We start from the raw sequence: 23,370 nt of genomic DNA, 5'->3' as shown, positions 1-23,370 counted from the left end.
TGGCGCGATTGTGCGACCGTGTGGGGGGCATTTCGATGTGGGAGGTGGTGGAGGCGGCCGCGACGAAGCCCTTCGGGTACATGCCTTTTTATCCGGGTCCGGGGCTGGGGGGACACTGCATTCCGATCGATCCGTACTATCTGTCGTGGATGGCGCGCAAGTATGATTTCGAGACGAACTTCATCACGCTCTCGGCCCGTGTCAACGAGGAGATGCCGTACTACGTAGGGCAGCAGGTGCTCCGGGCCGTGGCCGATCTGCCCATTCGCCTTTCCGAGGCGAAGGTGCTCATCCTCGGTGTGGCCTTCAAGAAGAACGTGGACGACACGCGCCATTCGCCGGCCTATCCGGTGATCGAGAACCTGTGGACACAGGGGCTGCGGCATATCGCCTATAGCGACCCGCACGTGCCTGCCTTCTCCGTCCTGCGCGACGGGAAGCGCCGGACGCTCGCCTCGGTCGAACTCACGCCGGAGACGCTCCGGGAACACGACGTCGTCGTCATTCTTACAGACCATGACGCATTCCCGTATGCCGACATTGCCCGGCATGCTCCCGCCATCATCGACACGCGCAACGCCCTTAAGGACGTCGCCTGTGATCCCGGCAAAGTGCGTCTTCTCGGCGGCGGACGGCGGTAAATCGGAGAGCCGCGCAAGCGATGGGTCTTGACCCCTTTTCAAAACCAGAACAACGAACAGAAGTGATCACGGAAAAATCTATCATCGTGATGGCAGACAACCTGACGGCCGCCGAGTTGGGTGGCGAAGCCATCTTGCTCGACGTCAAGTCGGGAAATTACTTCGGTCTCAACGAGGTGGGGGTGTTCATCCTTGAACTGATCAAACAGCCGCGTCCGGTTGGATACGTCGTCGAGAAGATGCTCGAGGAGTACGATGCAACGCCGGAGCAGATTACCACGGACGTTCTGGCGTTTCTCAACCAGCTCAGGGAGCAGGGGCTGATTCAGGAAACCAACAGCATGCCGGCTTAACATGCGTCCGCCGGAAGGCGACGCCGGAGCAAAGGTGTTAAGAGAAAGTGTCAGGGGGAAAAGGCATAAATGTTTATGTAAATTGAGGTAAGCTCTTTTCCGGAATGAGCCGTTTGTGTATCGGAGCAGTACGGGAAGGATGATGCATGTGCCAGAGGCATACCGAGCATCAACGGGTCGGGAAAGAGCAAGCCCCGTGCACACCGCGGCAGCGAACACTGGAAGAGGCACATTATGCCGAAAGCTGATTTTTTTAAACGGTTTGGGATCTATATCCGGGAGAATTTCCTCAGCCCCGAGCAATGTAAGCGGATTCGGGAGGAGATGGCTTCCTCAGAAGTGATTGAGCCGGCTAAAGTTACGAACAAAGGGGTGGACGTCGTCAGGACCCGGTCGAGAAGCACGCGGCTCGTGCGGGTGTCGGAAGAAACCTGGCGTGAAATCAAGGCTCTCATGCAGGCGCAGGGCCCCGATCTGGCGCGTCATTTCGGCGTGGCGCTGAAGAGCTTCGAGACGCCCCAATATCTGCTCTATAGGGAAGGGGATTTCTTCTATGCACACACCGATAGCAGCGACGATCCGAACGCCCACGAATACATACGGGATCGGAAGGTGTCTCTGGTGCTCTTTGTCAATGGGTCCTCGGATGAACCTCGGGAGGGTTCCTTCGGGGGAGGAGAGTTGATTCTGTACGACCTGGTCGAAGGAGCGGCGTGGGCCGGCAAGGGCTTTCCGCTCGAGCCGGAAGAAGGAATGCTGGTCGGTTTCCCCTCAGGCATGATGCACGAAGTCAACCCGGTTACGCACGGCGAGCGGTGCACCATCGTGGCCTGGTATCACTGAGCGAAGGGCAACCGAGCGAGCTCCTGGAAACCTCTGAGAAATACGAGTTACCGTAAAAGGATCGGGTAATACATGAGCGGCATCGCAGGCATATGGCGCCTTGACGGACAACCGGCGGCTTCCGAGCGCGTCCGGTGCATGACCGATGCGATTGCGCATCGGGGGCCGGATGGCGCGGGCCGTTGGGTGGAGGGTCCGGTGGGACTCGGCCACGTGATGTTTCGCACGGTCCCGGAGGCCGCAGAGGAGACGCAGCCGCTCGTCTCCGAAGACGGGCAGGTCGTGCTCGTCATGGACGGCCGGGTGGACAACCGGGAAGAGATGATCCGTAAGCTCGGGTTGCCTGCGGCTTTCCTCCGCCGACCGGACAGCGTGCTTGTGCTGGCGGGCTATAGACGCTGGGGGGCGGACGTGCTCGAGCACATGCTCGGCGATTATGCGCTCGCCGTCTGGGACGCGCGCGAGCAACGTCTGCTCCTGGCGCGTGATCACTTCGGGATCCGACCGCTCTATTATGTGCATCGCCCGGGGCGGTTCTTCGCGTTTGCCTCCGAAATCAAGGCGTTGCGGGCGGCGGGTTTCGATGTCGGCGCCGTCAACGAACTCAAGATCGCCGAGTTTTTACTCGTGCCGGTGCGCGTCGAGCCGGAGATGACGTTCTTCAAAGAGGTGCGCGCCCTGCCGCCCGCGCATATCCTCACCCTGGAAGCCGACGGCGAGGTGCGATCGCGCGCATACTGGGCCCTCGATCCGGAGCGAGAGATCCGTTTCAAAACGGATGAGGCGTACATCCAGCAGTTTAGGGAACACTTCGAGGAGGCGGTGCGGTGTCGTCTGCGGAGCCACGCGCCGGTGGGCGCAATGCTCAGCGGCGGCCTCGACTCGACGTCTATCGCCTGCGTGGCGGCAAGGCAACGAGCGGAACGCGGTGAGCCGCTTCACACCTACTCCGCCGTTTTCGACAGCATTCCGTCCTGTAACGAACGATCCTTCATCGAGGCGGCGCTCAGGAATTATCCGGGCGTGATGAAGCCGGTGTTCTTCGATGCCGACACCTCCGGTCCACTGGCCCACAACGCCGAACTGACATGGCATCTGGAACGGCCCAATGAAGGCATCAACACTTATATGTCCTGGCCCCTTCACCAGAAAGCCCGCGAGCAAGGCGTTCGCGTCGTGCTCGACGGCTTCGATGGGGACACGACGGTGTCGCATGGGACCGGATACTTATATGAGCTATTGTGGTCGCGGCGCTGGATCCGATTATGGCGGGAAGTGCGGCTGATGGTCCTGGAGATGGGCGGCAAAGAACGGCATGCCCGCAGGGCGTACCTCAAATGGTTGAAGCAGTACGTGCGGTTCCGGCCCGGCATGGCGCGTATGTTGGCCGCTCTGGGTAGGGGCGAGGCCGCCATGAGCGACGCGCTTCAGTTCTCGGCCATGGGGACGGCATGGGCGGGTCGCGCGTGGCAACGCTATTTTGAACCCTCGTTCGTGGACGCGGTCATGCCGCGCGGCGTTCGAGCGGAAGGGCCGGAAGCCTATCGGACCGAACGGGCGAACCATTATGCCCGGCTCACTCGGCCGATCATGGCCTACGGCGCTCGTCTGATCGACGCGCAGGCCGCCGCCGCCGGCATCGAAGTGCGGATGCCGTTCTTCGACGTGCGACTCGTCGAATACTGTCTGGCGCTGCCCGGCAACCTGAAGCGCCGCGACGGTTGGGGACGCTGGATCATGCGCCGGGCGATGGACGGCATTTTGCCGCCGGAAGTGCAGTGGCGGCATGGAAAGGCCAACCTTGCGCCGGGCTATATTCGCAGCCTGTCGGAAGATGAAGACGAGACCCTGCGGCAGTACGCCGACGCCTTTACAAAAGGTGGCTTGCTGGCCGATTACCTCGACGGTGCGGCGGTAGGCCGTCTGGCCCGGCAAATGGCCGGGGGCACGCTCGTTGCTCCAAGGTCGGAGGCCGAGCGAATGGTCTTGTGGAGAGCCCTGGCGCTTGCGCAATGGTTCTCCACTGTCGTCGAAGACAACCAACCTGAAATAGATCCATGTACCGTGGATTCTATATAGCCAGGATCTAAGGGTCCTGGCGTTCGTAGCAATCTAAACCATACAAGTGGAGGAGTGTTTATGGAAGCACCAACCAAAAAGGGCTACGAGGCCCCGGCCCTCACGGTCTACGGGTCTGTAGCTACCATCACCGGCAACCAGAGTTCTGCCGGATGCGACCACCCTTGCGGTGGAGTTGACGACACCTTTTACAGCACCGGCAAGTAAAAGGTGTTGGCGACCGGCCTACAGCATATCCTGCTGTAGGCCGGTTTTTTTTTTGCTCTTTTCGGGAAGGTCGTTGCCGTCGTCAGTCCCCGGAATCACGGCCCGTGGAAAGCTTGCCGGGCATGGAGGCTGGACGTTGCTCCGATAAGCCTTCATGGGTACATCCGTCTCCAAACGGTACGGGTATGTTCTTTGCAACGTATGCCGGGTCTTCCTCCGTCCATGGTTGAAGGACGCTCGTGCGACGGGTGAACCGATGCGATGCGTCGGCGCGCAAGAACGCGCCTCGTTTCGTCTCTCGCACTGGTTGGGTCGTTCGCCTCATCCGATCGGAGAACATGGAATTCGGTCCGGGGTAAGGAGAGCATTCGGAAGAGATAAAAATATTTTCCTTGTAATGTCATATTTCTACTCGTGTTACGGTCTTGTAGTGCGTTCCGAGATGGAGATGCCCGAGTTGCAGGTTTCTCATGCGAGCCGGGTAGATGTGGATATTCGCTATGGATCGGTTGCCGCGCTTCCCACCGAAGGAGAAGCGGCCGGTCTTTTTGCGATCGAGGAACGGCCCGGCTTCATTCGTTTCTGGATGAATGAGATCGGGGGGCTGGAGATTCGGGACGGGCGCGCAATCATCGTCGATCCTGCGCCGGGATCGGAGGCGCGTGGCTTCCGTTTCCTCGTCTCGGGTATCGGGATGGGATTCGTATTGCACCAGCGGGGCATCCCTTCGCTCCATGCCTCGGCGGTGGCCGTGGGGGGGGAAGCCGTCGCGTTCATGGGCTGGAAAGGTATGGGCAAATCCACCACGACGGCGCTTTTCCATGCGCGGGGCTGTCCGGTATTGACGGACGATTTGCTGCCGCTCTATACGGAGGGTGAGACGGTGCGGGCCGCCCCGGCTTTCCCCGGATTGAAGCTGCTTCCGGAGGCCGTAGAGGCAGCACGGAACGAGCGCCCGGACAACCATCCCCTCATCAGCCGCCGGGGCGCCAAACGCATCGTCTCGGTGCGGGAGGACTTCCCGGACGAAAAGATGCCGCTGCGCTGTGTGTACGTGCTCGACTGGCAGGACGACGAGGCGATGCCGGTGGAGATCGAGCCGGTGCCGCCCCGGGAAGCTTGCATCGAATTGATGCGCCATTCGTTTGCGCTCCGTATGTTCGAGGAGCGAGGGGCCACGCCGCATCATCTGGCCGAGAGCGCGCGGCTGGCCCGACTGCTTCCCGTGCGTCGGCTCCGTCGCCCCCGCGACCTGGCCCGGCTGCACGAACTGGTCGACGTCGTCAAAAAGGACCTGGAAGGGTTGCGCCGGGCTTCCGGTGTGAACGCTCCGGCCGTCGCATACGAGAAGGGATGAGCGAGAACCGGATGGAAAAGACAGGCGCCTCCCCTCAGAATGTCGTCGAACTGCCGCGGGAGCGGTTGAACTGGCGAAACGTTCGCCGGAAACTGGCCTACATCGGCCGCGCGCTTCGGATCGCCTGGACGGCGGCGTCCCGGTGGACGATGGTCTGGGGCGTCTTGCTGCTCCTGCAGGGCATTCTGCCTGCTCTGGCGGTCTATCTGACCAAGATGGTGGTGGACACTTTCACCGAGGCCATCGGCGGCGGCATGCACATGGAGAACATGGGGCCGCTGGTGTTTGCCGGCGGGGCCATGGTGCTGGTGCTGATCCTCGGGCAGGTCGTTCAGCAGGGCGTCATCTGGGTGCGCGGCGCACAGGCCGAGCACGTCACTGACTATATCAAGCAACTCATCCACCGGAAGACGGCCGGCGTCGATCTTGAGTTCTACGACATCCCGGAGTACTTCGACCATATGTCGCGGGCCAATGAGGAAGCGGACCGCCGCGTGCTCACCATCCTCGAAGGAGTGGGCAGCATCCTGCAAAACCTCGTCACCATCACGGCCATCGCGGGGCTGTTGCTGCCGTACGGATGGTGGGTGCCTCTCGTGCTTTTCGGCTCGACCTTGCCCGCGCTCCGTACGCTCCTCGTTCATCAGAGGATTTATCATGCATGGTGGCGCAGCACCACGCAGAAACGCCGCTGGGCCCGCTATTTCGACGCCATCATTACGCGGAGGGACTCGGCGCAGGAAGTGCGGCTCTTCGGACTGAGCGAGCGTTTTCAGAGCGCCTATCAGGACATCCGGCGGTGGCTCAGGGACAGCTTTATACGGCTGAGCCGAAGGCAGCGAGTGGCCTCGCTCTTCGCCAGCCTGTGGGCGCTCGCCGCCACGGGAGGCATCATGGTCTGGATGGTCATGCGGGCCGTGCGCGGACTGGCCACCCTCGGTGATGTCGCGCTCTTCTACCAGGCCTTCAATCAGGGACAGGGGCTGATGCGCACCCTGCTGAGCAGCGTGGGCACGCTCTATGCCGACGCGCTCTTTCTCGAACACCTCTTCACGTTCCTCGAACTGGAGCCGCGCGTGAAGACCCCCGAGCACCCGCGTCCGGTGCCGGAGACCCTGCGGCGCGGCATCACCGTCGAGAACGTCACCTTCCGCTATCCCGGAAGCGACCACGTCGCCCTCGACGGCTTCCGCCTGTTCATCCCGGCGGGCAAGACGGTGGCCATCGTGGGCAAGAACGGGGCGGGCAAGAGCACCCTCATCAAGATGCTGTGCCGCTTCTATGACCCCGAAGCGGGCGCCGTGCGCTGGGATGACGTGGACATCCGGGACGTCGATCCGCAGGACCTCTGGCGGCGCGTCACGGTGCTCTTTCAGTATCCGGTCAACTACGCGGGAACGGTGCGTGAATCCATCGCCTATGGCAACGTTGAGGTCCCGGTGACGCGGGAGCGCCTCGAGCGCGCCATTGACGCTGCGGGCGCACAGTCCGTAATCAGGCAGTTGCCGAAGGGGCTGGACACGATGCTCGGCAAAGAGTTCGAGGGCGGTGTGGACCTCAGCGGCGGCGAGTGGCAACGCATCGCGCTCGCCCGCGCCTTCTACCGCGAGGCGCCCGTCGTCCTCCTCGACGAACCCACCAGCTTTATGGATTCCTGGGCCGAAATGCAATGGCTCGACCGCTTTCGCGACCTCGTGGCGGGACGCACGGCCCTGATCGTGACGCACCGCTTCACCACCGCCATGCGGGCCGACATCATTTATGTGATGGATGGCGGGCAGGTCGTTGAATCCGGAACGCACGAAGAGCTGCTGGCCCGGCAGGGACTCTACGCTTCGTCGTGGCAGAAACAGATTCAGGCCGAGCGGGCACAGACCTCGGCTTCGTGAGCGGAGGGGTCGGTCTTTCGCAAACCAACATCCTTTTCCATGAAGAACAGAGACGGAAGGCCTCATCGCCGTCGCATCACCGGAGGGCTTGCCGTCCTCGGCGCGTTTTTCTTGCTCATGGCCGTCACCGAGGGGGGAGGGCAGGCGCTCTTTCGCCTCAAGGAAGGGCGGTGGCTGTTCCGGGATAAACCCGTTTCGGTGAAGAGTTTCGTCTTTCGGCATCACCCGTACCTGGTGGGCGTGCCCGCTGCCGGCGTTCGGGCGCCGCTGTGGGGCAAGAAGCTGTCCATCACCGCAGAGGGCGGCCGGTGGACGGGCGCGCCTCCGGCGACGGCGGACAAGATCCGCGTGGCCGTGCTCGGCGGCTCGACGACCTTCGGCGCGTACCTGCCCGATGAGCAGACCTGGCCGGCGCAACTCCAGACCCTGCTCGGCGACGGATACGTCGTCTATAACTTCGGCGTCCCCGGCTATTCCACCGCCGAACACGTCATCCGGTCCGCACTCATCCTGCCGGAGATCGAGCCGGACATAGTCGTCTTTTATACCGGGTGGGAAGACATCGGGAACTATCACCGCTTCGACCCCACGCCGGAATATCGGGAGCACGGGTTCGAACAGTACGACAACCTTGAAATCTCAGCGATGAACCGCCCGACGTTCGTCGAGGAACTGAAGGAACGTTCCGGCGCGGTGCGCCTGTTTCAATTCGTGGCGCACAGGCTGGGGATGGGGCGTTCGGAGGAGGAAGACGTCGCGGCTGCTCCGGAAGGGGCGTATGCGGGTGCGGACGCCTACGTGGACCGCATCTACCATCGCAATCTGACCACGCTTCGCGAACTCGTTCGGATGCAGGGCGCCTATGCGTTCTTCGTCCCACAGGTGCTCAACGAAGCCGCTTTCGTCGGGAGTCGACGCACGCATCCGGGGACGCCGCGCATCATCGACGAGGCGGCGCCGGGGCTCATGCGTCGCTTCAACGGCCTGATGACGGGGCTATGCGAGGACGCGCCGTGCGCCGTCGTGGAAGAGGTGACGCGTCGGCCGTGGACGCCGGAGCATTTTCTCGACGAAGGGCATTTCAATGCGGAGGGTGGGCGGCTGATGGCCGAGACGCTTGCCGGGCGCATCCGCCGCCTCGTCGCCTCGAAAACCCACTGACGACGCCGTGAGCACGCCCGTTTCCATCATCATCTGCACGCGCGACCACCTGCCTCATCTCGTGGAGACGATGCGGACGATGGCGGCGCTCGTCGTCCCGCCGTCGATGCGGGCCGAGGTGCTCATCGTGGACAACGGCTCTTCGGACGGGACGGCGGCGTGGGCCGAGCGGGCGACCCTGCCGAACCTGGAGGTGCGCCTCGTGGAGGAACCCCGTCCCGGGCAGGCGCGGGCGCGCAATGCCGGGCTCGCGGCGGCGCGCGGCGAGATCATCCTCTTCACCGACGACGACGTGCGGCTCCCGGCGAACTGGCTCGAAGCCCTGTGCGCGCCGATCCTCGCCGGAGAGGCCGACGCCGTGCGGGGCAAGTCGGCGCTCGATCCCTCGCTCGCGCGTCCGTGGATGCAGGTCTTCCACCGCGCCGTGCTCGCCGTCACCGAGGGCATCGACGAGGGCGGGCGGAGCGATATGGTGGGGCTAAGCATGGCCTTCCATCGGCGCGTGCTCGACCGTGTGCCGGCCTTCGATCCCGAACTCGGGCCGGGCGCCCGCTACGGCTTCTTCGACGACACCCTGTTCTCCTATCAGCTCCGGCAGGCGGGCTTCCGCATCGCCAGCGTCCTCGACGCGCCCGTCACGCACGCGCCCGAGCCGGACCGGCTCTCGCGGGCGGCTTACCTTCACGCGGCCCGGTGCCGGGGGCGGGGCCTCGCCTACCTCGGCTATCACTGGAAGCACGACGACGAAACGCGGTGGACGCGCCGCCGCAGCCCCCTGCAGTTCTGGCGACATCCCTTCGTGGTGCTCGCGAAGCGGTGGCTCAACCTCTGGCGATGGCGGCTGACGCATCCCCGGGAGCTCCGACGACGGGAAGGGATCGCGTACCGGGAGTTCGCCCTCGTCAATCAGTATCATCAGATTCGGGAGTACGTCCGCTTCCGGGGGCGTCCGCCCAACTATGACCGGTACGGATTGATCAAACGGCATGGGGATTTGCCGAAGCCGAGACCGTCCGCCGCCGGCAGGAACGGCGTCGCCGCGAAGGCGCAAGTCCGCGATTAACCGAAGGTCCTTTTATGTCCACGCTCGCCTCCATTCTCATCTGCACGCGCGACCGGCTGCCGGACCTCCGGGAGACGCTCGCCTCGGTGGGCGCGCTCGATGTGCCGCCGGGCCTGAAGGCGGAGCTCGTCGTGGTGGACAACGGCTCTTCGGACGGGACGGCGGCATGGGTGCGCGGAAGGAGCCTGCCGAACATGCCGGTGCGCCTCGTCGAGGAGCCGAGAGCCGGGGTGGGCTTCGCGCGCACGACGGCGCTCCGGGCCGCGCACGGCGAAGTCCTGCTCTTCACCGATGACGACGTGCGGCTCCCGGCAAACTGGCTCGAAGCCCTGTGCGCGCCGATCCTCGCGGGAACGGCCGATGTGGTGGGCGGCGCTTCCGTGCTCGCGGAGGACCTTCAGCGCCCGTGGATGACGGCCTTCCACCGCGCCGCGCTCTCGAGTTCGGAAGACCGCTCGCCCGAGGAGCGGCCCGGCCCGATCACCATCAGCATGGCGTTTCATCGCCGCGTGCTCGAGCGCGTGCCGGCCTTCGACCCCGAACTCGGTCCCGGCTCGCGGTGTGGGGCCATCGAGGACGTGCTTTTCACCTCACAACTGAAGGAGGCAGGCTTCCGCTTCGCCCGTGTGAACAACGCGCCCGTGGCGCATCATGCCGACGCTTCACGCCTGACGCGCCGGGCGTTTCTGTCGGCGGCCCGGCGAAGGGGACGGTCGATGGCGTATCTCCGGTATCACTGGCATCACTGGACGGCGGCGCAGTTCACCCATCGCAAGCGCCGGTGGGAGCTGTGGCGGCATCCGTACGCGGTGCTCGTCAAGCGGTGGATGCACCTGGGGCTCTGGCGGCTGCGTCATCCGGAGGCGCGGCGTCGGAACGAGGGGATCGCGCCGGAAGAGTTCGCGCTCGTCAACCTGTGGTGGCAGATGCGGCAATACCTCGTCGAGCGGAAGCGCCCGCGCAACTATGAGCGCCGGGGACTGGTCAAGCGCCGGGGAGTCCTTCCGGATGCGGCGGCACAGAATGCGGGCGCGCGCACCGAGCCGAGTCGGCCCGTTTCCGCCCCGGAGGACTGAGGCATGGCGACGATCCGACGAAAAGCCCCGGCGCGCACGGTGCGCGGGAGGCGATGGCCCGGACGCCTCGGGTATGCCTTGCTCGGTGCGGCTTTCGTGAGCGCCTGGCTCGCCCGGTTCGTGCCTCCCGAAACACTGTGGGGGCTTCAACTCCTCGCTCCCTTCACGCCGTTTTTTGCGCTTGTCCTCGCGGCGGCGACCGTCCCCGTCATGCGCCGCGGCGCATGGAAGACGAAGCTTTTGCACGCCGCGCTCCTCGTCCTCATCGGGTGGCGCTTCGCACCGGATGCGCCGCGTCTCGTCCGCCCGCACGAGGACGTCCGGGGCGGCGCGGCCACGTCCGACACGCTCGTGGTGATGACGTTCAATGCCGGGTGGCTTTACGCCGAGAAGCACCAACCGATGACCGAGTGGCTGAGGGAGGTGCGCCCGCACGTCGTCGGCTTACAGGAAGCCACGGTCCACTTCGTCGGCGGGACGAACATCTCCATCGGGGTGTTTCCCTTCATCGAGACGGAACTGTTTGACGTTCCACAGCCTGCGCAGGGGAGCAAGATCGTGCTAAGCCGCCCGATCCTCACGCGCATTCCGGGTGGTATCGTCGGGGAGTTCGGCCTCCGCGAGGGAGACGGGACGGAGTTGACGAACGCAGGGTGGGCGAAGTTTACGTGGCAGGGGCGGGAGGTGGTTGTGTACAACGTGCACCTTCATTCGTACCTGAGCCGGGGCGAGGCGTCCGACCGTCGGGGCGGCATCCCCGGATGGATGAAGCGGGTGTACGAGGCGCTCCGGGACGACGTCCACACGCGGGCGCGGGAAGCGCGGGCGCTCCGGAGGCTCATCGACGCCGAGACGCATCCCTTCCTCCTCCTCGGCGATCTGAACGCGACGCCCCACGACTGGGTGTATCGCCATCTCTCCGAAGGTCTGCGCGACGCCTGGCGAAGCGCCGGGTGGCGCACCCTCGGCACCTATCCGGCTCGCCTTCCGCTCACCCGCATCGACTATATTCTGGCGAGCCCGCACTGGAAGGTCGTCGCGGCGGAGACGGGCGGGGCGTTCGTCTCGGATCATCGCCCGTTCGTGGCGGCGCTCACCTTGCGCACGGAGGAGCCATGACGCGACACGAAAGAGAACCTGTGCAGACTTTTGATGCCGGCGTTCGTCCGCCGCTTCCGAGGGTGGCGGGCGTCTATGCGCCGGGCCGCGAGGTGTGGGTCGGGCGCTTCCGTGCCTGGGCCGAGGGGCATCCCGCGTTCACGGTCGCGGCCTTTCCTTCCGAGGAGCCTTTCGTGGCGGTGGCGGCGCGAAAGGGCGCGGCGGATCTCCACGTCGCCACGGCGGCGGACGGCTCCTTCGCGTGCGTCGACGGGGAGGTGTATAACCTGGCCGACCTCCGGGCGCGGACGGGTCGGATGGAGGGGAACGTCGGGGACGTGGCGCTCGCGCTGTGGCAAAAGGAGGGGACGGCGGGACTGGGTCGCATCGTCGGGCAGGCGTCGCTCACGCTGTGGGACGCCGGGCGTGGACGGCTGGCGCTCGCGCGCGACCGGGGCGGCGTGCCGCCGGTCTTCTTCGCCGAGCACGACGGCGCGCTCCTCTGGGCTTCCGAACTACAGACGCTCCTCGCCCTCGGCATCGACCGCACGCTCGACCCGATCGCCCTTGACGCGTATCTGGCGATGGGCTACGTGCCCGCGCCGTGGACCTTCATCGAGGCGATCCGGAAAATACCGCCCGCGCATGTGCTCATCCGGGGAAACGAGCGTTCAACCCTGGAGCCATACTGGCTTCCGTCGTTCGAGCCGAAGCACAGGGGATCGAAGGCGCAAACCGTCGCGGAGCTTCGGACGCGCGTCGAGGAGGGCTTGCGGCGCACCACCGAAACGGGCGGGCCGTTCGGCGTGCTCCTCTCCGGAGGCGTGGATTCCTCACTCGTCGTCGCGGGACTTCGCCGGTGGCTCGACGTGCCCGTGACGGCGTTCACATTCGAATACGAGGCGTACGAGGGGAAATGGAACGAGTACGAGCGGGCACGGAAGCTGACGAAGCACCTCGGCGTGCCGCATGAGAAGATCCCGATGGGGCCGGCGTGGGTGGCCGAGCATCTCCCCGCGCTCCTTGCCCGGCACGAGGAGCCGTTCACGTACGGGATCCACACGGCCCGCCTCGACGCCGTGCGTGCGGCGGGGATCGGGACGGTGCTCACCGGCGCGCTGCCGGGCTTCCCGGGACATTGGGAACTCGCGCGGACGGAAACGCTCGGGCTCCGGCTCGGCGGGTGGCCCGGCCTCCCGTGGCAGGCGATGGCCCGCGCCACGAAGCCGTTTTCCGGGCGGGGGCCGTTCGACCGCCTCCACACCGTGGCGCGCCTCGCCGCCGAAAGCGCGGCCGAACTCTATGCTCGGAAAAGCGTGAACACCATCGTCGGGGACGAGGAGCGGCTCCGCCTCTACCGAGACCCGAAGCTTTTCCGCGAAGGACGCGACGCTCGTCTCGGCCTCATGAAGCGTATGCTCGCGGCGTCTGGAACGTCGAACCGTTTCGACCGCCACGCCCTCCTCACGAGCCGTCTGCTTCAGGCCGAGCACAACCTGTGGTGGAACCATCGGTGGGGCCGCGCCCATGACCTCCGTTTCCGTTTCCCCTTCCTCGATCTCGAACTCACGCAGTTCCTCGCTCGTCTCCGCCGCGATGATGCCTCGAAGACGATTTTACGCGAGATGGCCGCCACGGTCATGCCCCGGGAGATCGCGTTTTTCCCGAAACTGGGGCAGGCCGCGCCCCTCTGGCAATGGCTCCGGCTCCCGCCTCTCCGCGACCTCGTCGTGGACACCCTCACGCCGGGCCGCATCGAAGACGCGGGCCTCTTTCGCACGGAGACCATCACGCGAGCCGTGGGCGAGCACGTGCGGGGCGAACGGGCGCATCAGTGGCTCGTATGGACCATGCTGAGCTTTTTCCTGTGGAAAGAACACGTTCTCGACACGCCGCCGGACGCGACGTCAGGCGTTCCTCGCATCCTTCAAGCTTGAGCCTTCGATCCCGAAGCCGATCCCCCGTCTATGGCTGATTTTCTTCTCATCGCCGACCCCGATCTCGAACGCCGGGCGCGTCATCTCGCCGCCGCCGAGGCGGAGATCGCGCGTGGGCCGTATGCGTATCCGCTTCGGGAGGAGGTGCGCGCAGGCGACGGGACGCTCGTGGTCTGGCGTCAGAAACAGACGCCGTTCGAGGTCGCCGAAGGGCCGTCCGGCGCGAGGGTGATCGCCGTCGGTGCGTACGACGAGGCGGCGTTTCGTCCGGCGACTGTCGCGCCCGAGACGGCGACGCGCGACTGGCTCGACGCGACCGACTTCGGCTTCTGCGTATGGATGGACGAAGGGCAGGTCCGGCTCGCCTCGGACCGGCTCGGCCTCTTTCCCGTCTATGTGCTCCGGCGCGGCGACGTGTGGCTGGCGGCGAGCACGCCGTCGCTCCTCGTCGCGCATCCCGCGTGCGGCCGCGCGGTGGACCGGGTGGCGCTGGCGGGCATCCTCGCGTTCGGCTTCCCGAGCGGCGGGCGCACGCTGTGGGAGGATGTGCGGCGGCCGGCGTCGGGGCACGAGGTCGTGTGGGAAGAGGGCGCTCCGCCGCGCACGCGGGAGGTGTGGAAGCCCGGCGGCGAGGGGCCGGTGGCTTCCGTCGAGGCGCACGCCGAGGCCTTCGAAGCGCCGCTCCGGGCGTGGGCGTCCACCCTGGACACCCCGGTCAACTTCCAACTCAGCGGCGGCCTCGACTCCCGGCTGGTGGCGGGATATCTCGCGGAGCGTCCGGGGGCGGTCGCCGAGGCGTGGACGTACGGGCGGCCGTCCGACCTCGAAGCGCGCGCGGCGGCGAAGGTGGCGCGTGCATGCGGCTTCCCCCATCGCGTCATCGACGTCGATACGAGCCGGTACCCGGCGTGGGCGCGGGCACACATCGACGGCGCACATCTGACGAACACCGTCACCGACTTCGCGCCGTGGGCCATCGGCGCATACGCCCGGCGGGCGGGCGGGCTCGTCGCCACCGGGCACCTCGGCGACATCATCATGGGCGGCAACCACATCGGACGCGGCATCCGGGCCGACGACCCCGAAGTCGCCTTCGCGCTCATGCTCGATCGGGTAAACAAAGGGTACGGTCTCCCCGAAGCCGCCCTCGCGAAGCTGATGCCCGGCGGCGAGGCCGGGGCGCTCGTCGATGCGTGCGTCTCCGAGTTTTTCGAAGAATACCTGCGTCGCGGCGACGGTCCGGACCGGCGCGGGTGGTGGTTCGACCTGTTGCACCGGGATCGCCTGATGATCGGCGGACTCGTCGTGATGCTCTCGCGTTTCTCCTGGCCTTCGCTGCCCTACTGTCTTCCCGCCGTGCTCGACGTCGCCGTTGCCACGCCCCTCGCGGCGATGCGGCGGCGTCGGCTTCAGCGGCATCTCGTGGCGGAACGCTTCCCGCGTCTGGCCGAACTGCCGCTCGACCGGGGGCAGCTCGACGTATGGCCGATCCGGTATCGTTCGCAGGCGATGCGGTGGGTGTGGCGCGTGAAAGAAGCGCTCGGGCGTCGCGTCCGGAAAAGTCTCGCCGAACACTTCGGCATCGAGCGGCGCGTCAATCATCGGATGTGGAACGTGAACCGGAACCCCGGCTGGCTCGCCATCCGGCGCGAGGCGCAGGCGATGCTCCCGGCGCTCGCGGACCTGCTCTCCGAAGACGAGATGCGGCGGATGCTCCCGCCCCCGGAGGTGCGGGCGGAGACGCCGGACGCGCTCGGAGGGGCCGGGCTGAAGACCCTCGCCGGGCTGGCCTTCTGGGCCGACAGGTATCGGCATCCGACGGAGCAGACCAACACGGGGCGCCCTCATTGAAAACCGTCTTTCTCCATATCGGAACCCACAAAACGGGCTCGACGAGCCTGCAGTTTTTCCTCGCCAGAGCCGGGGCCGCCTTGCGGGATCAGGGGGTGCTCTATCCGCTGGCCGGGCGCTCGGAGCGGCTCTGGTTTGCGCATCACGCGCTTGCGTGGGACGTTCTGAAGACGAAAGAGGCCCCGGAGGCGGACGTATGGCGGAACGTGAAAGAGGAGATCGCCGACTGGACGGGGGACCGGGCCGTGCTCAGTTGTGAAGACTTTTCGCTCTGTGACGCCGATCAGATTGCGGAGGTCGCCGATAAGCTCGCGGGCTTCCATGTCGAGGTTGTCGTCTACGTCCGGAACCCCGTCGATTTCGCGCTCTCGGCCTACAAACAGCATCTGATGTCGAACGGACATCGGTCGTTGAGGGAGCACCTCCACGATTTTGCGGAGCGGTGTGATTACCTCTCGCTCGTGCAACGGTGGGAAGCGTGCGCGGGCGTCGATGCGGTGCGGGTGCGCCTGTACGACCGGGCGAGGCGCGCGTCGGGTGTGGAGGCGGATTTCGCGAAGGGAATCGGGGCGCGCTTCGAACCGTTGGCCCCGTTCGTCGGAGCGCCGGTCAACGTCTCGCACGCAGACGACGTGCTCCGAACCATCCGCGCCGTGAACCGGACGGCTCGAAACGTGGAGAAATATGCGAAGACGCGCCGGATCGTGGTCGGCATTGCGCGACGAATGCGCCGGTCGGTCTATAAAAACCACTACGCCGGGCGCGCGCTCGTGGCGGCCATGCGCCCCTGGTTCGGGCCCGATGCCCTTCAAGGGGAGGTCGACGCGCGCGAATGGAAGCGATGGCGCGACGGGGTGCGCGAGCGGCACCGGGCGTTCCTCGAAGCATACGTCGCGCCCGAAGACCGGCGGTATCTCAAACTTTGAGTTCCAGGTTACCCTGCCGGACGAGTGGATCGAACGCGATCCATCCGTCCGACTCATCCCTTTATAACAGGCGTCCCTTGCGCGTTCGTTCGCGGTAGCAACCAACCGATCAATGCCCCGACTCATCTCCATCGCGATCCTTACCAAAAACGGAGGCGACGCCTTCCGTGAGGTGCTCGAAGCGCTCCGACGGCAGACCGTGCCGGAGTCGTGGGCGACCGAGATCGTCCTTCTCGACAGCGGCTCGACCGACGACACGCTGGAGGCGGCCAGGGAGGCGGGCGCGGTCATTCATGAGATTCCGCCCGAGGATTTCTCCTTCGGCGAGAGCCGGGATGTCCTTTTTTCGCATTGCCGGGGCGAGATCATCGCCACGTTGTCGCAGGACGCGTGTCCGGTGGGGACGGGGTGGCTGGAGGCGATCACCGAGCCGCTTCGCGCCGGGCGCGCCGACGTGGTGCAGGGCTGGGAGACCCTCTCCGACAAGCCCTTCTTCTGGGAACGCATCGGGCGGTTCTATGCGACGAGTGAGTGGCGGCCTTTCTTCGAGCGGTACGGCTGGTCCGACGTCCCCGGCCTCTCGACGGTCAACCTCGCGGTGCGCCGGAGCGTATGGGAGGAGACCGGCTTCGGCCCCATCCCGATGTGCTCGGACAAGCTCTTTCAGAAACGCGTCTTCGAGGCGGAGAAACGGGTGGAACTGCGCCGGGACGCCGTGGTGCGGCACGGTCATGAATACCGCACGCGCTCGCTCTTCAAACGATGCGCGAACGAGGGGATGGCGCTCCGCCGCCTCGGCTTTCGGGTCAGCGCCCGCCGCACCCTGCGCGATGCGCTGAACCGTCGAAACTATGGCGCGTTGATTAGAGGCATGGCGCGCGGAGAGGTGCGTGCACCGGCCGAGGTGCTGTTTCCCGTGCTTCGCCCGCTCGGCGTCTGGTACGGCAACCGCTTTTTGTCGGACTACTGGCGGTGACGGGATCATTTCCGGAAAGAACTCATGAACCATACGACAAACTCACTGGATCGGGCGTCGCGTCCCGTCGAGGGCATGCGTGGACCAGCGATGCGCGGCTCGGGGCGGCAACCCTTCGGCATGCGGGAGCGGCTCCTCGGGCTCGACGAGGAAATCCGCGTGGCCGTCATCGGCGCGGGGGCCATGGGACGGGGGCTGTTCTATCAGTGCCACGTGACGCCCGCCTTCCGGTGCGTGGCGCTCGCCGACCTCAAGATCGAACGCGCCGTGGCATGCGCCCGGGAACTGGGGTTGCCCTATCGCATCGTCGAGGACGTGGCGGGGGTGCACGAGGCCGTGCGCGACGGTGTGGTGGCCGTCTGCGAAGACGCCGAACTACCCGCCCGCGCCGACCTCGTGGACGTCTTCATCGATGCCTCGAACGCCATTCTGGCCGCCGGACGGTTCTGCGCGACGGCGCTCGAACACGGCAAACACCTCATCATGATGAACGCCGAGGCCGACCTCGCCTTCGGCCCCTATTTCATGCAACGCGCCGTCGCCAACGATGTGACCTACGCCAGCTGCGACGGCGATCAGCACGGCGTCATCAAACGGCTGATCGACGACCTCACGTTGTGGGGCTTCGACCTCGTGATGGCGGGCAACATCAAGGGGTACCTCGACCGATACGCCGACCCCACGATGATCGTCCCGGAGGCGGACAAGCGCAACCTCGACTATAAGATGTGCACGGCCTACACGGACGGCACGAAGCTCGGCATCGAAATGGCGCTGCTCGCCAACGCGCTCGGCCTGAAAACCGCCGTGCCGGGTATGTACGGTCCCCGTGCGGGGCACGTGCTGGAGGCGCTCGACCTTTTCGACCTCGAGGCGATCCGAAGCGAGCACGGCGCCGTCGTGGATTATGTGCTCGGCGCGGAGCCCAACGGCGGCGTGTTCGCCATCGGCTATTGCGATCATCCGTACCAGCAACAGATGATGGCGTATTACAAGATGGGTCCCGGCCCGTATTACGTCTTCTACCGACCTTATCACCTGTGCCACGTCGAGGCGATGGACGCCGTCGCTGCCGCTCATCTCGACGGTCGCTCGCTGCTGCAGCCGAGGTACGGTCTCCGAGCCGACGTCTACGCCTATGCCAAGCGGGACCTCCGGCGCGGCGAACGCCTCGACGGCATCGGCGGATACGCCTGCTATGGGTTGCTGGAAAACCGGTCCGACAACGAAGAGGCGGCGGGGCTCCCCATATGCCTCGCCGAAGACGTGCAACTCCGGCGCGACGTGAAAAAAGATGAAAAGATTCTCCTTAAGGACGTGGCTTATGACCCCGAACGGCTCGATTTTGAGCTATATTGTCGGGCGCGCGAGGTTGCGTAAAATAGGCGCACGGAGCCGCGGTTGAGCAACGACCGCAGGCGTCAATGGCCCCGGCACGCAGCCTCGAAAATGCCGGCGTGACCGAAAAGTACCCGGAAAAATGACAGGTGTCTCCCCTGGTTATTCTGTATCTTCGCCCGGTTCATCTTAAAAAAGCGCGCTTCCGGATGCCCCACCTCCGGAAGCATCGGGCGTAACGCTCGATAGGCGTCTGGAGAAACATGGCTCCACAGGTCCAGGAAAATAGCAGCCCGGAATTCGAGCTGGTGGTCCGTTGCGCTCGCACGCGACTGAGGCCGTCGGATCAGGAACATATTGGGCAATTACTGGCCGGGGAACTGGACTGGGAGTATCTCCTTCGGCTGGCCAATTATCATGGGGTTCGCCCCTTATTGCATCGTAGTCTAAAGAATGTTCAGCCTGAGGCGATCCCCGGGGACGTGCGGCTCCGGCTCGAGCGGCAGGCCCATGCCACCTCGGCGCTCAACCGGTTTCTCACGAAAGAGCTGGGTCGGCTGATGCGCCTTTTCAAGGCAAACGAGCTCGATGCCCTCGCCCTCAAAGGCCCGGTGGTGGCTCAGTGGGCTTATGGCGACCTCGGCCTCCGGCCCTTCATCGACCTCGACATCCTGATCCGGAGCCGGGACCTGGATCGGCTGCTGGCGATGCTCTCGGAGGAGGGGTATGAGCCGTTCGCGCAGGTGGCCCGCCGCAAGGGCCTCAGCAAAAAGCTCTATCTCTGGCAGGGACGGCAGCTTCCGCTGCAACGCGGCGGCGGCACCTTCAACCTCGACGTGCACATCGGCATCATGCCTCTGCTGTACTACTACGCGCCGGATTTCGACACGCTCTGGCGGCGCGCGCAGATCGTCACCGTCGATGGGGAGGCCGTGCCGAGCCTCGATGCGCCCGATCTCCTTCAGATGCTCTGTTACCACGGAGAAAAGAACCGCTGGGAGACGCTCAAGTACATCTGTGACGTGGCGGAGTTCGTCGGCGCGAACCCGGCGCTCGACTGGGACGAGGTCATGGCCCGCGCCCGCGCCACGCACGGCGAGCGCATCCTCCTGCTCGGGCTGAGTCTGGCGCACCAGTTCCTCGATGCTCCCCTGCCGCCGGAATGGATGGAGGCCGTCCGGGCGGATCGGTACGTGGGGCGCCTCACGGACTTCTTTGCGGACCGGCTGCCGCGCCAGATCGATCTGGGCATCACGCCTCTGAAAGAGCGCTTTCGCCTGCACATGCTGTTGCAGAATACGCTGAAGACCAAAGTACGCTATGGCTTCTTCGCGCTGCTCCGGCGGATGGCGGACTTCGAAAGCTGAGTTTCCCTTCTCCTCCGGGCCGGCCCTCGGGCCCTCCGCAACCCACACCACGGTCCCTGCACGCGATCAAGGGGAGCGAGGGCAAATGCAGGGGCTTCCCGAGGCGCTCCGCACAAATTAGGCGGGAATTAATAGAAGAAGTACCCGCTATTTCCTAGCCTGCCTCCACGCGTGGATTATCAAGGAGGGCTTTGCGTGAAGCAACGAGATTTTGCGCCGCTCATGGCCGAGATGGCGGCCGCCTATGGCCGACGCGCTCCGGCTTCGGCGGCGGTGCAGGAGCGCGCCGTCCGGGTGCTCGTCGACGGGGTGAGCAATGCGCTCCGGTGGGTCGAGCCGTTTCCGCCGCGCATCGTGCGGGCGCGCGGGGCCTGGGTCGAGGACGAAGACGGCAACCGCATCCTCGACTTCTGGCAGGGCCACTATGCCAACGTGCTCGGACACAACCCTCCGGTGGTCACAGAGGCATTGGCGCAGGCGTTCGCCGACGGCTTCGGCCTGCAGTCCGGCTTCGTGGAGCGCGCGCAGGTGGAGGCCGCCGAGATCCTGTGCCGCCGGACGGGCGCCGAGCGCGTGCGCTTCACCACGAGCGGCGCGCTGGCGACGATGAACGCCGTCCTGCTCGCCCGCGCCTTCACCGGGCGCGACTACGTCCTCAAGGTCGGCGGCGGATGGCACGGCGGCCAGCCGTGGGGACTCAAAGGCGTCGCCTTCAAAAACGGCTTCGAGCACGCGGACAGCCGGGGATTGCCGCCCACGGTCGTCGATCACGTCGTCCTCACCCGGTTCAACGACCCCGATCATCTCCAGGACACCTTCCGAAGGTACGGCGACCGCCTGGCCGCCTTCATCCTCGAGCCGGTCATCGGGGCGGGAGGGATGATGCCCGCCACCCGCGCGTACGTGCAGGCGGCGCGCGCGCTCACCCGGAAGTACGGCGCGCTCCTCATCCTCGACGAGGTCATCACCGGCTTCCGCTTCCGCGCAGGGAACGTGGGCGCGACGTACGGGGTCTCGCCCGACCTGACGACCTTCGGCAAAGCCATCGGCGGCGGGATGCCGGTGGCCGCCGTCGCGGGGCGCGCCGACGTGCTCGCGCAGTGCCGACGCGGCGGGACGGTGAAGTTCGAAGGCGGCACGTATGCGGGGCACCCCGCCGCCATGCTCGCCGCGAAGACGATGCTCGCCCACCTCGTCGCCCATGAAGACGAGATCTACCCGAGGCTCGAACGCCTCTCCGCACGCACGCGCCGGACCGTGACCGAGGCGTTCGCCGGGGAGGGCATCCCCGTCCGTTTCGCCGGGGACCGGAACGCCGATCTGCCGAACAACTCCCTGCACATGCTCCTTTTTCCGTATGAAACGGGCCGCGCGCTCGACACGCCGGACGAAGTGCTCGACCCCAGTGTGTGCGACCACGAGTTGAGCGAGCGTGTGTTCCGCCTGGCCATGCTCCTCGAAAACGTTCATACCGTGCACGGGCTCGGCGCGACCACGGCGGCGCATACGGACGCCGACGTCGCCTTCCTCGGCGAAGCCTGTCGCCGCGTCGCCCGACGGATCAAACCCTTTTTGTGAATCCGATTTCTGACAACCCTATCGAACCCCCGACGGAGGTAATTCATCGACATGACGAAACCCATTCGCGTCCTTCAGTACGGCCTCGGCCCCATCGGCAGCGCCGTGGCGCGCCTCGCCGCCGCCCGCGACGGCCTCGAACTCGTCGGCGGCGTGGACATCGATCCGGACAAGGTGGGCCGGGACGTGGGCGAGGTCATCGGCCTCGACGCGCCGCTCGGCATCCCCACGGCGAAGACCCTCGCCGACGCGCTCGCCCGCACCGACGCCGACGTGGCGCTTCACACCACGAACTCGTATTTCGACCTCTTCAAGCCACAGATCCTCGATCTCCTCGACGCCGGGCTCGACGTCGTCTCTACCTCGGAGGAGCTTTCGTTCCCGTGGCTCGACGACCGCGTCGACGCCGAGGAGATCGACGCCGCCGCTCGCCGGGCGGGAAAGACCGTCCTCGGCACCGGCGTCAACCCCGGCTTCCTGATGGACACGCTCCCGCTCGCGCTCTCGGGCATCTGTCAGAAGGTCGCGCACGTCGCCGTCACCCGCGTGATCAATGCCTCGACGCGGCGCGGACCGTTTCAGAAGAAGATCGGATCGGGCATGACGGTGGAAGCGTTCGAGCAGAAGATGGCCGAGGGACGCATGGGACACGTCGGGCTGCCGCAGTCGATGGGCATGCTCTTCGACACGCTCGGGAAGCAGCTCGTGCGGTATGAGGACGGCGTCGAACCGGTGGTGGCGGAGACGCTGACCGAGACCGAGCATTTTCGTGTGGCGCCGGGGCAGGTGAAGGGGCTCAAACAGGTGGCGCGCGGCTATGCGCCCGACGGCGAGTTCGCCGTGCTCACGTTCATCGCCGCGCTCGACATGGGCGACGACGGCGACACCATCCGCCTCACCGGCACGCCCGACCTCGAGGTGAAGCTCCACGGCACGAACGGCGACCTCGCCACGGTGGCCATCGCGGTGAACGCCGTGCGCCGGGTGCACGCCGCCGCTCCGGGACTCGTCACCATGCGCGACCTCCCCGTCGTGACGGTGTGGTGAATCGTAGTTCGTAGGGGGGATCCAGCTCCCGATCCCTCTGGCAGAGACGCTATGGATGTGGCGAACTCACGCTTCGCCGCTGGAGTAGACCAAGGCGGACGGATACCCCCATCCCCCCTTCGGGGTACTTCCCCCTGTGAGGGGGAAGGGGTTGTGCGACACACAAAAGTCCTCCCCATGCGAAGGGGAGGTGTCGCGGAGCGACGGAGGGATAGGACGGCTGTTGCTTAAGCGGCAAGCATGCACGGTCAAAGGGGAGCAGTGCATGCGCAGCATGGGGGACCCCCATCCTCCCTTCGGGGTACTTCCCCCTGTGAGGGGGAAGGGGTTGTGCGACACACAAAAGTCCTCCCCTTGTGAAGGGGAGGTGTCGCGGAGCGACGGAGGGATAGGACGGCTGTTGCTTAAGCGGCAAGCGTGCATGGTCAAAGGGGAGCAGTGCATGCGCAGCATGGGGGACCCCCATCCCCCCGTCGGGGTAAGTACCCCGGGGTGGGGGGAGGGCTAGTGTCGCCCGTTTGTGTATATGAAAGTTACTACCCGTGCGCAGGGGGGGTGTCGCGGAGCGCCGGAGGGGTTGTCC

General features: G+C 65.7%; 19 protein-coding genes. All 19 read left to right on the top strand.

From position 1 onward, the window contains the following. On the top strand, positions 1-641 hold a 641-nt coding region (locus AC1HIY_RS15000; protein WP_479577610.1), incomplete at its 5' end, for a UDP binding domain-containing protein. 20 nt (positions 642-661) lie between these two features. After that, the gene (locus tag AC1HIY_RS14995; protein WP_479577609.1) at positions 662-994 is read left to right on the top strand and encodes a PqqD family protein; all 333 of its coding nucleotides are present in this window, start codon (positions 662-664) and stop codon (positions 992-994) included. A 234-nt stretch (positions 995-1,228) separates the two neighbouring features. Beyond that, positions 1,229-1,837 (top strand): 2OG-Fe(II) oxygenase, encoded by a 609-nt coding sequence (locus AC1HIY_RS14990; protein ID WP_479577608.1) that lies wholly within the window; start codon positions 1,229-1,231, stop codon positions 1,835-1,837. Between the two features lie 72 nt (positions 1,838-1,909). Beyond that, complete coding sequence (locus AC1HIY_RS14985) at positions 1,910-3,916, top strand: lasso peptide isopeptide bond-forming cyclase (RefSeq protein WP_479577607.1); 2,007 nt, start codon at positions 1,910-1,912, stop codon at positions 3,914-3,916. 60 nt (positions 3,917-3,976) lie between these two features. Then, complete coding sequence (locus tag AC1HIY_RS14980; RefSeq protein WP_479577606.1) at positions 3,977-4,123, top strand: lasso RiPP family leader peptide-containing protein; 147 nt, start codon at positions 3,977-3,979, stop codon at positions 4,121-4,123. Between the two features lie 487 nt (positions 4,124-4,610). Next, positions 4,611-5,480: a hypothetical protein gene (locus AC1HIY_RS14975; protein ID WP_479577605.1), complete on the top strand. Its 870-nt coding sequence runs from the start codon at positions 4,611-4,613 to the stop codon at positions 5,478-5,480. Between the two features lie 11 nt (positions 5,481-5,491). After that, positions 5,492-7,369, top strand: a complete 1,878-nt coding sequence (locus AC1HIY_RS14970; RefSeq protein ID WP_479577604.1) for an ABC transporter ATP-binding protein — start codon at positions 5,492-5,494, stop codon at positions 7,367-7,369. A 39-nt stretch (positions 7,370-7,408) separates the two neighbouring features. Beyond that, the gene (locus AC1HIY_RS14965) at positions 7,409-8,530 is read left to right on the top strand and encodes an SGNH/GDSL hydrolase family protein (protein WP_479577603.1); all 1,122 of its coding nucleotides are present in this window, start codon (positions 7,409-7,411) and stop codon (positions 8,528-8,530) included. Positions 8,531-8,537: 7 nt separating this feature from the next. Next, a complete protein-coding gene (locus AC1HIY_RS14960) occupies positions 8,538-9,593 on the top strand; it encodes a glycosyltransferase family 2 protein (RefSeq protein ID WP_479577602.1) in 1,056 nt (351 codons plus the stop codon). A gap of 14 nt (positions 9,594-9,607) precedes the next feature. Next, the gene (locus AC1HIY_RS14955; RefSeq protein ID WP_479577601.1) at positions 9,608-10,669 is read left to right on the top strand and encodes a glycosyltransferase family 2 protein; all 1,062 of its coding nucleotides are present in this window, start codon (positions 9,608-9,610) and stop codon (positions 10,667-10,669) included. 3 nt (positions 10,670-10,672) lie between these two features. Further along, positions 10,673-11,788 (top strand): endonuclease/exonuclease/phosphatase family protein, encoded by a 1,116-nt coding sequence (locus tag AC1HIY_RS14950; RefSeq protein ID WP_479577600.1) that lies wholly within the window; start codon positions 10,673-10,675, stop codon positions 11,786-11,788. A 20-nt stretch (positions 11,789-11,808) separates the two neighbouring features. Further along, positions 11,809-13,704 carry an asparagine synthetase B family protein gene (locus AC1HIY_RS14945; RefSeq protein ID WP_479577599.1) on the top strand — a complete coding sequence of 632 codons (1,896 nt, stop codon included), beginning with the start codon at positions 11,809-11,811 and terminating at the stop codon, positions 13,702-13,704. 30 nt (positions 13,705-13,734) lie between these two features. Further along, entirely contained in the window at positions 13,735-15,555 is a 1,821-nt protein-coding gene (locus tag AC1HIY_RS14940; protein WP_479577598.1) for an asparagine synthase-related protein, read from the top strand. Beyond that, entirely contained in the window at positions 15,552-16,481 is a 930-nt protein-coding gene (locus AC1HIY_RS14935; protein WP_479577597.1) for a hypothetical protein, read from the top strand. Before AC1HIY_RS14940 ends, AC1HIY_RS14935 begins: the two co-directional genes overlap by 4 nt. Before the next feature lie 112 nt (positions 16,482-16,593). Continuing rightward, positions 16,594-17,457, top strand: coding sequence for a glycosyltransferase family 2 protein (locus AC1HIY_RS14930; RefSeq protein ID WP_479577596.1), 864 nt, complete (start codon positions 16,594-16,596; stop codon positions 17,455-17,457). A 24-nt stretch (positions 17,458-17,481) separates the two neighbouring features. Beyond that, positions 17,482-18,837, top strand: a complete 1,356-nt coding sequence (locus AC1HIY_RS14925) for an NAD(P)H-dependent oxidoreductase (RefSeq protein ID WP_479577595.1) — start codon at positions 17,482-17,484, stop codon at positions 18,835-18,837. A 221-nt stretch (positions 18,838-19,058) separates the two neighbouring features. After that, positions 19,059-20,162, top strand: coding sequence for a nucleotidyltransferase domain-containing protein (locus AC1HIY_RS14920; protein ID WP_479577594.1), 1,104 nt, complete (start codon positions 19,059-19,061; stop codon positions 20,160-20,162). Between the two features lie 195 nt (positions 20,163-20,357). Further along, complete coding sequence (locus tag AC1HIY_RS14915; RefSeq protein ID WP_479577593.1) at positions 20,358-21,740, top strand: aspartate aminotransferase family protein; 1,383 nt, start codon at positions 20,358-20,360, stop codon at positions 21,738-21,740. Positions 21,741-21,791: 51 nt separating this feature from the next. Further along, positions 21,792-22,787 (top strand): NAD(P)H-dependent amine dehydrogenase family protein, encoded by a 996-nt coding sequence (locus tag AC1HIY_RS14910; RefSeq protein WP_479577592.1) that lies wholly within the window; start codon positions 21,792-21,794, stop codon positions 22,785-22,787. Positions 22,788-23,370: the final 583 nt, after the last annotated feature.

The organism is Rhodocaloribacter sp. (genome assembly GCF_056451265.1).
The sequence above is the reverse complement of the archived record's forward strand: the minus strand, read 5'-3'. Positions and strand labels throughout refer to the sequence as shown.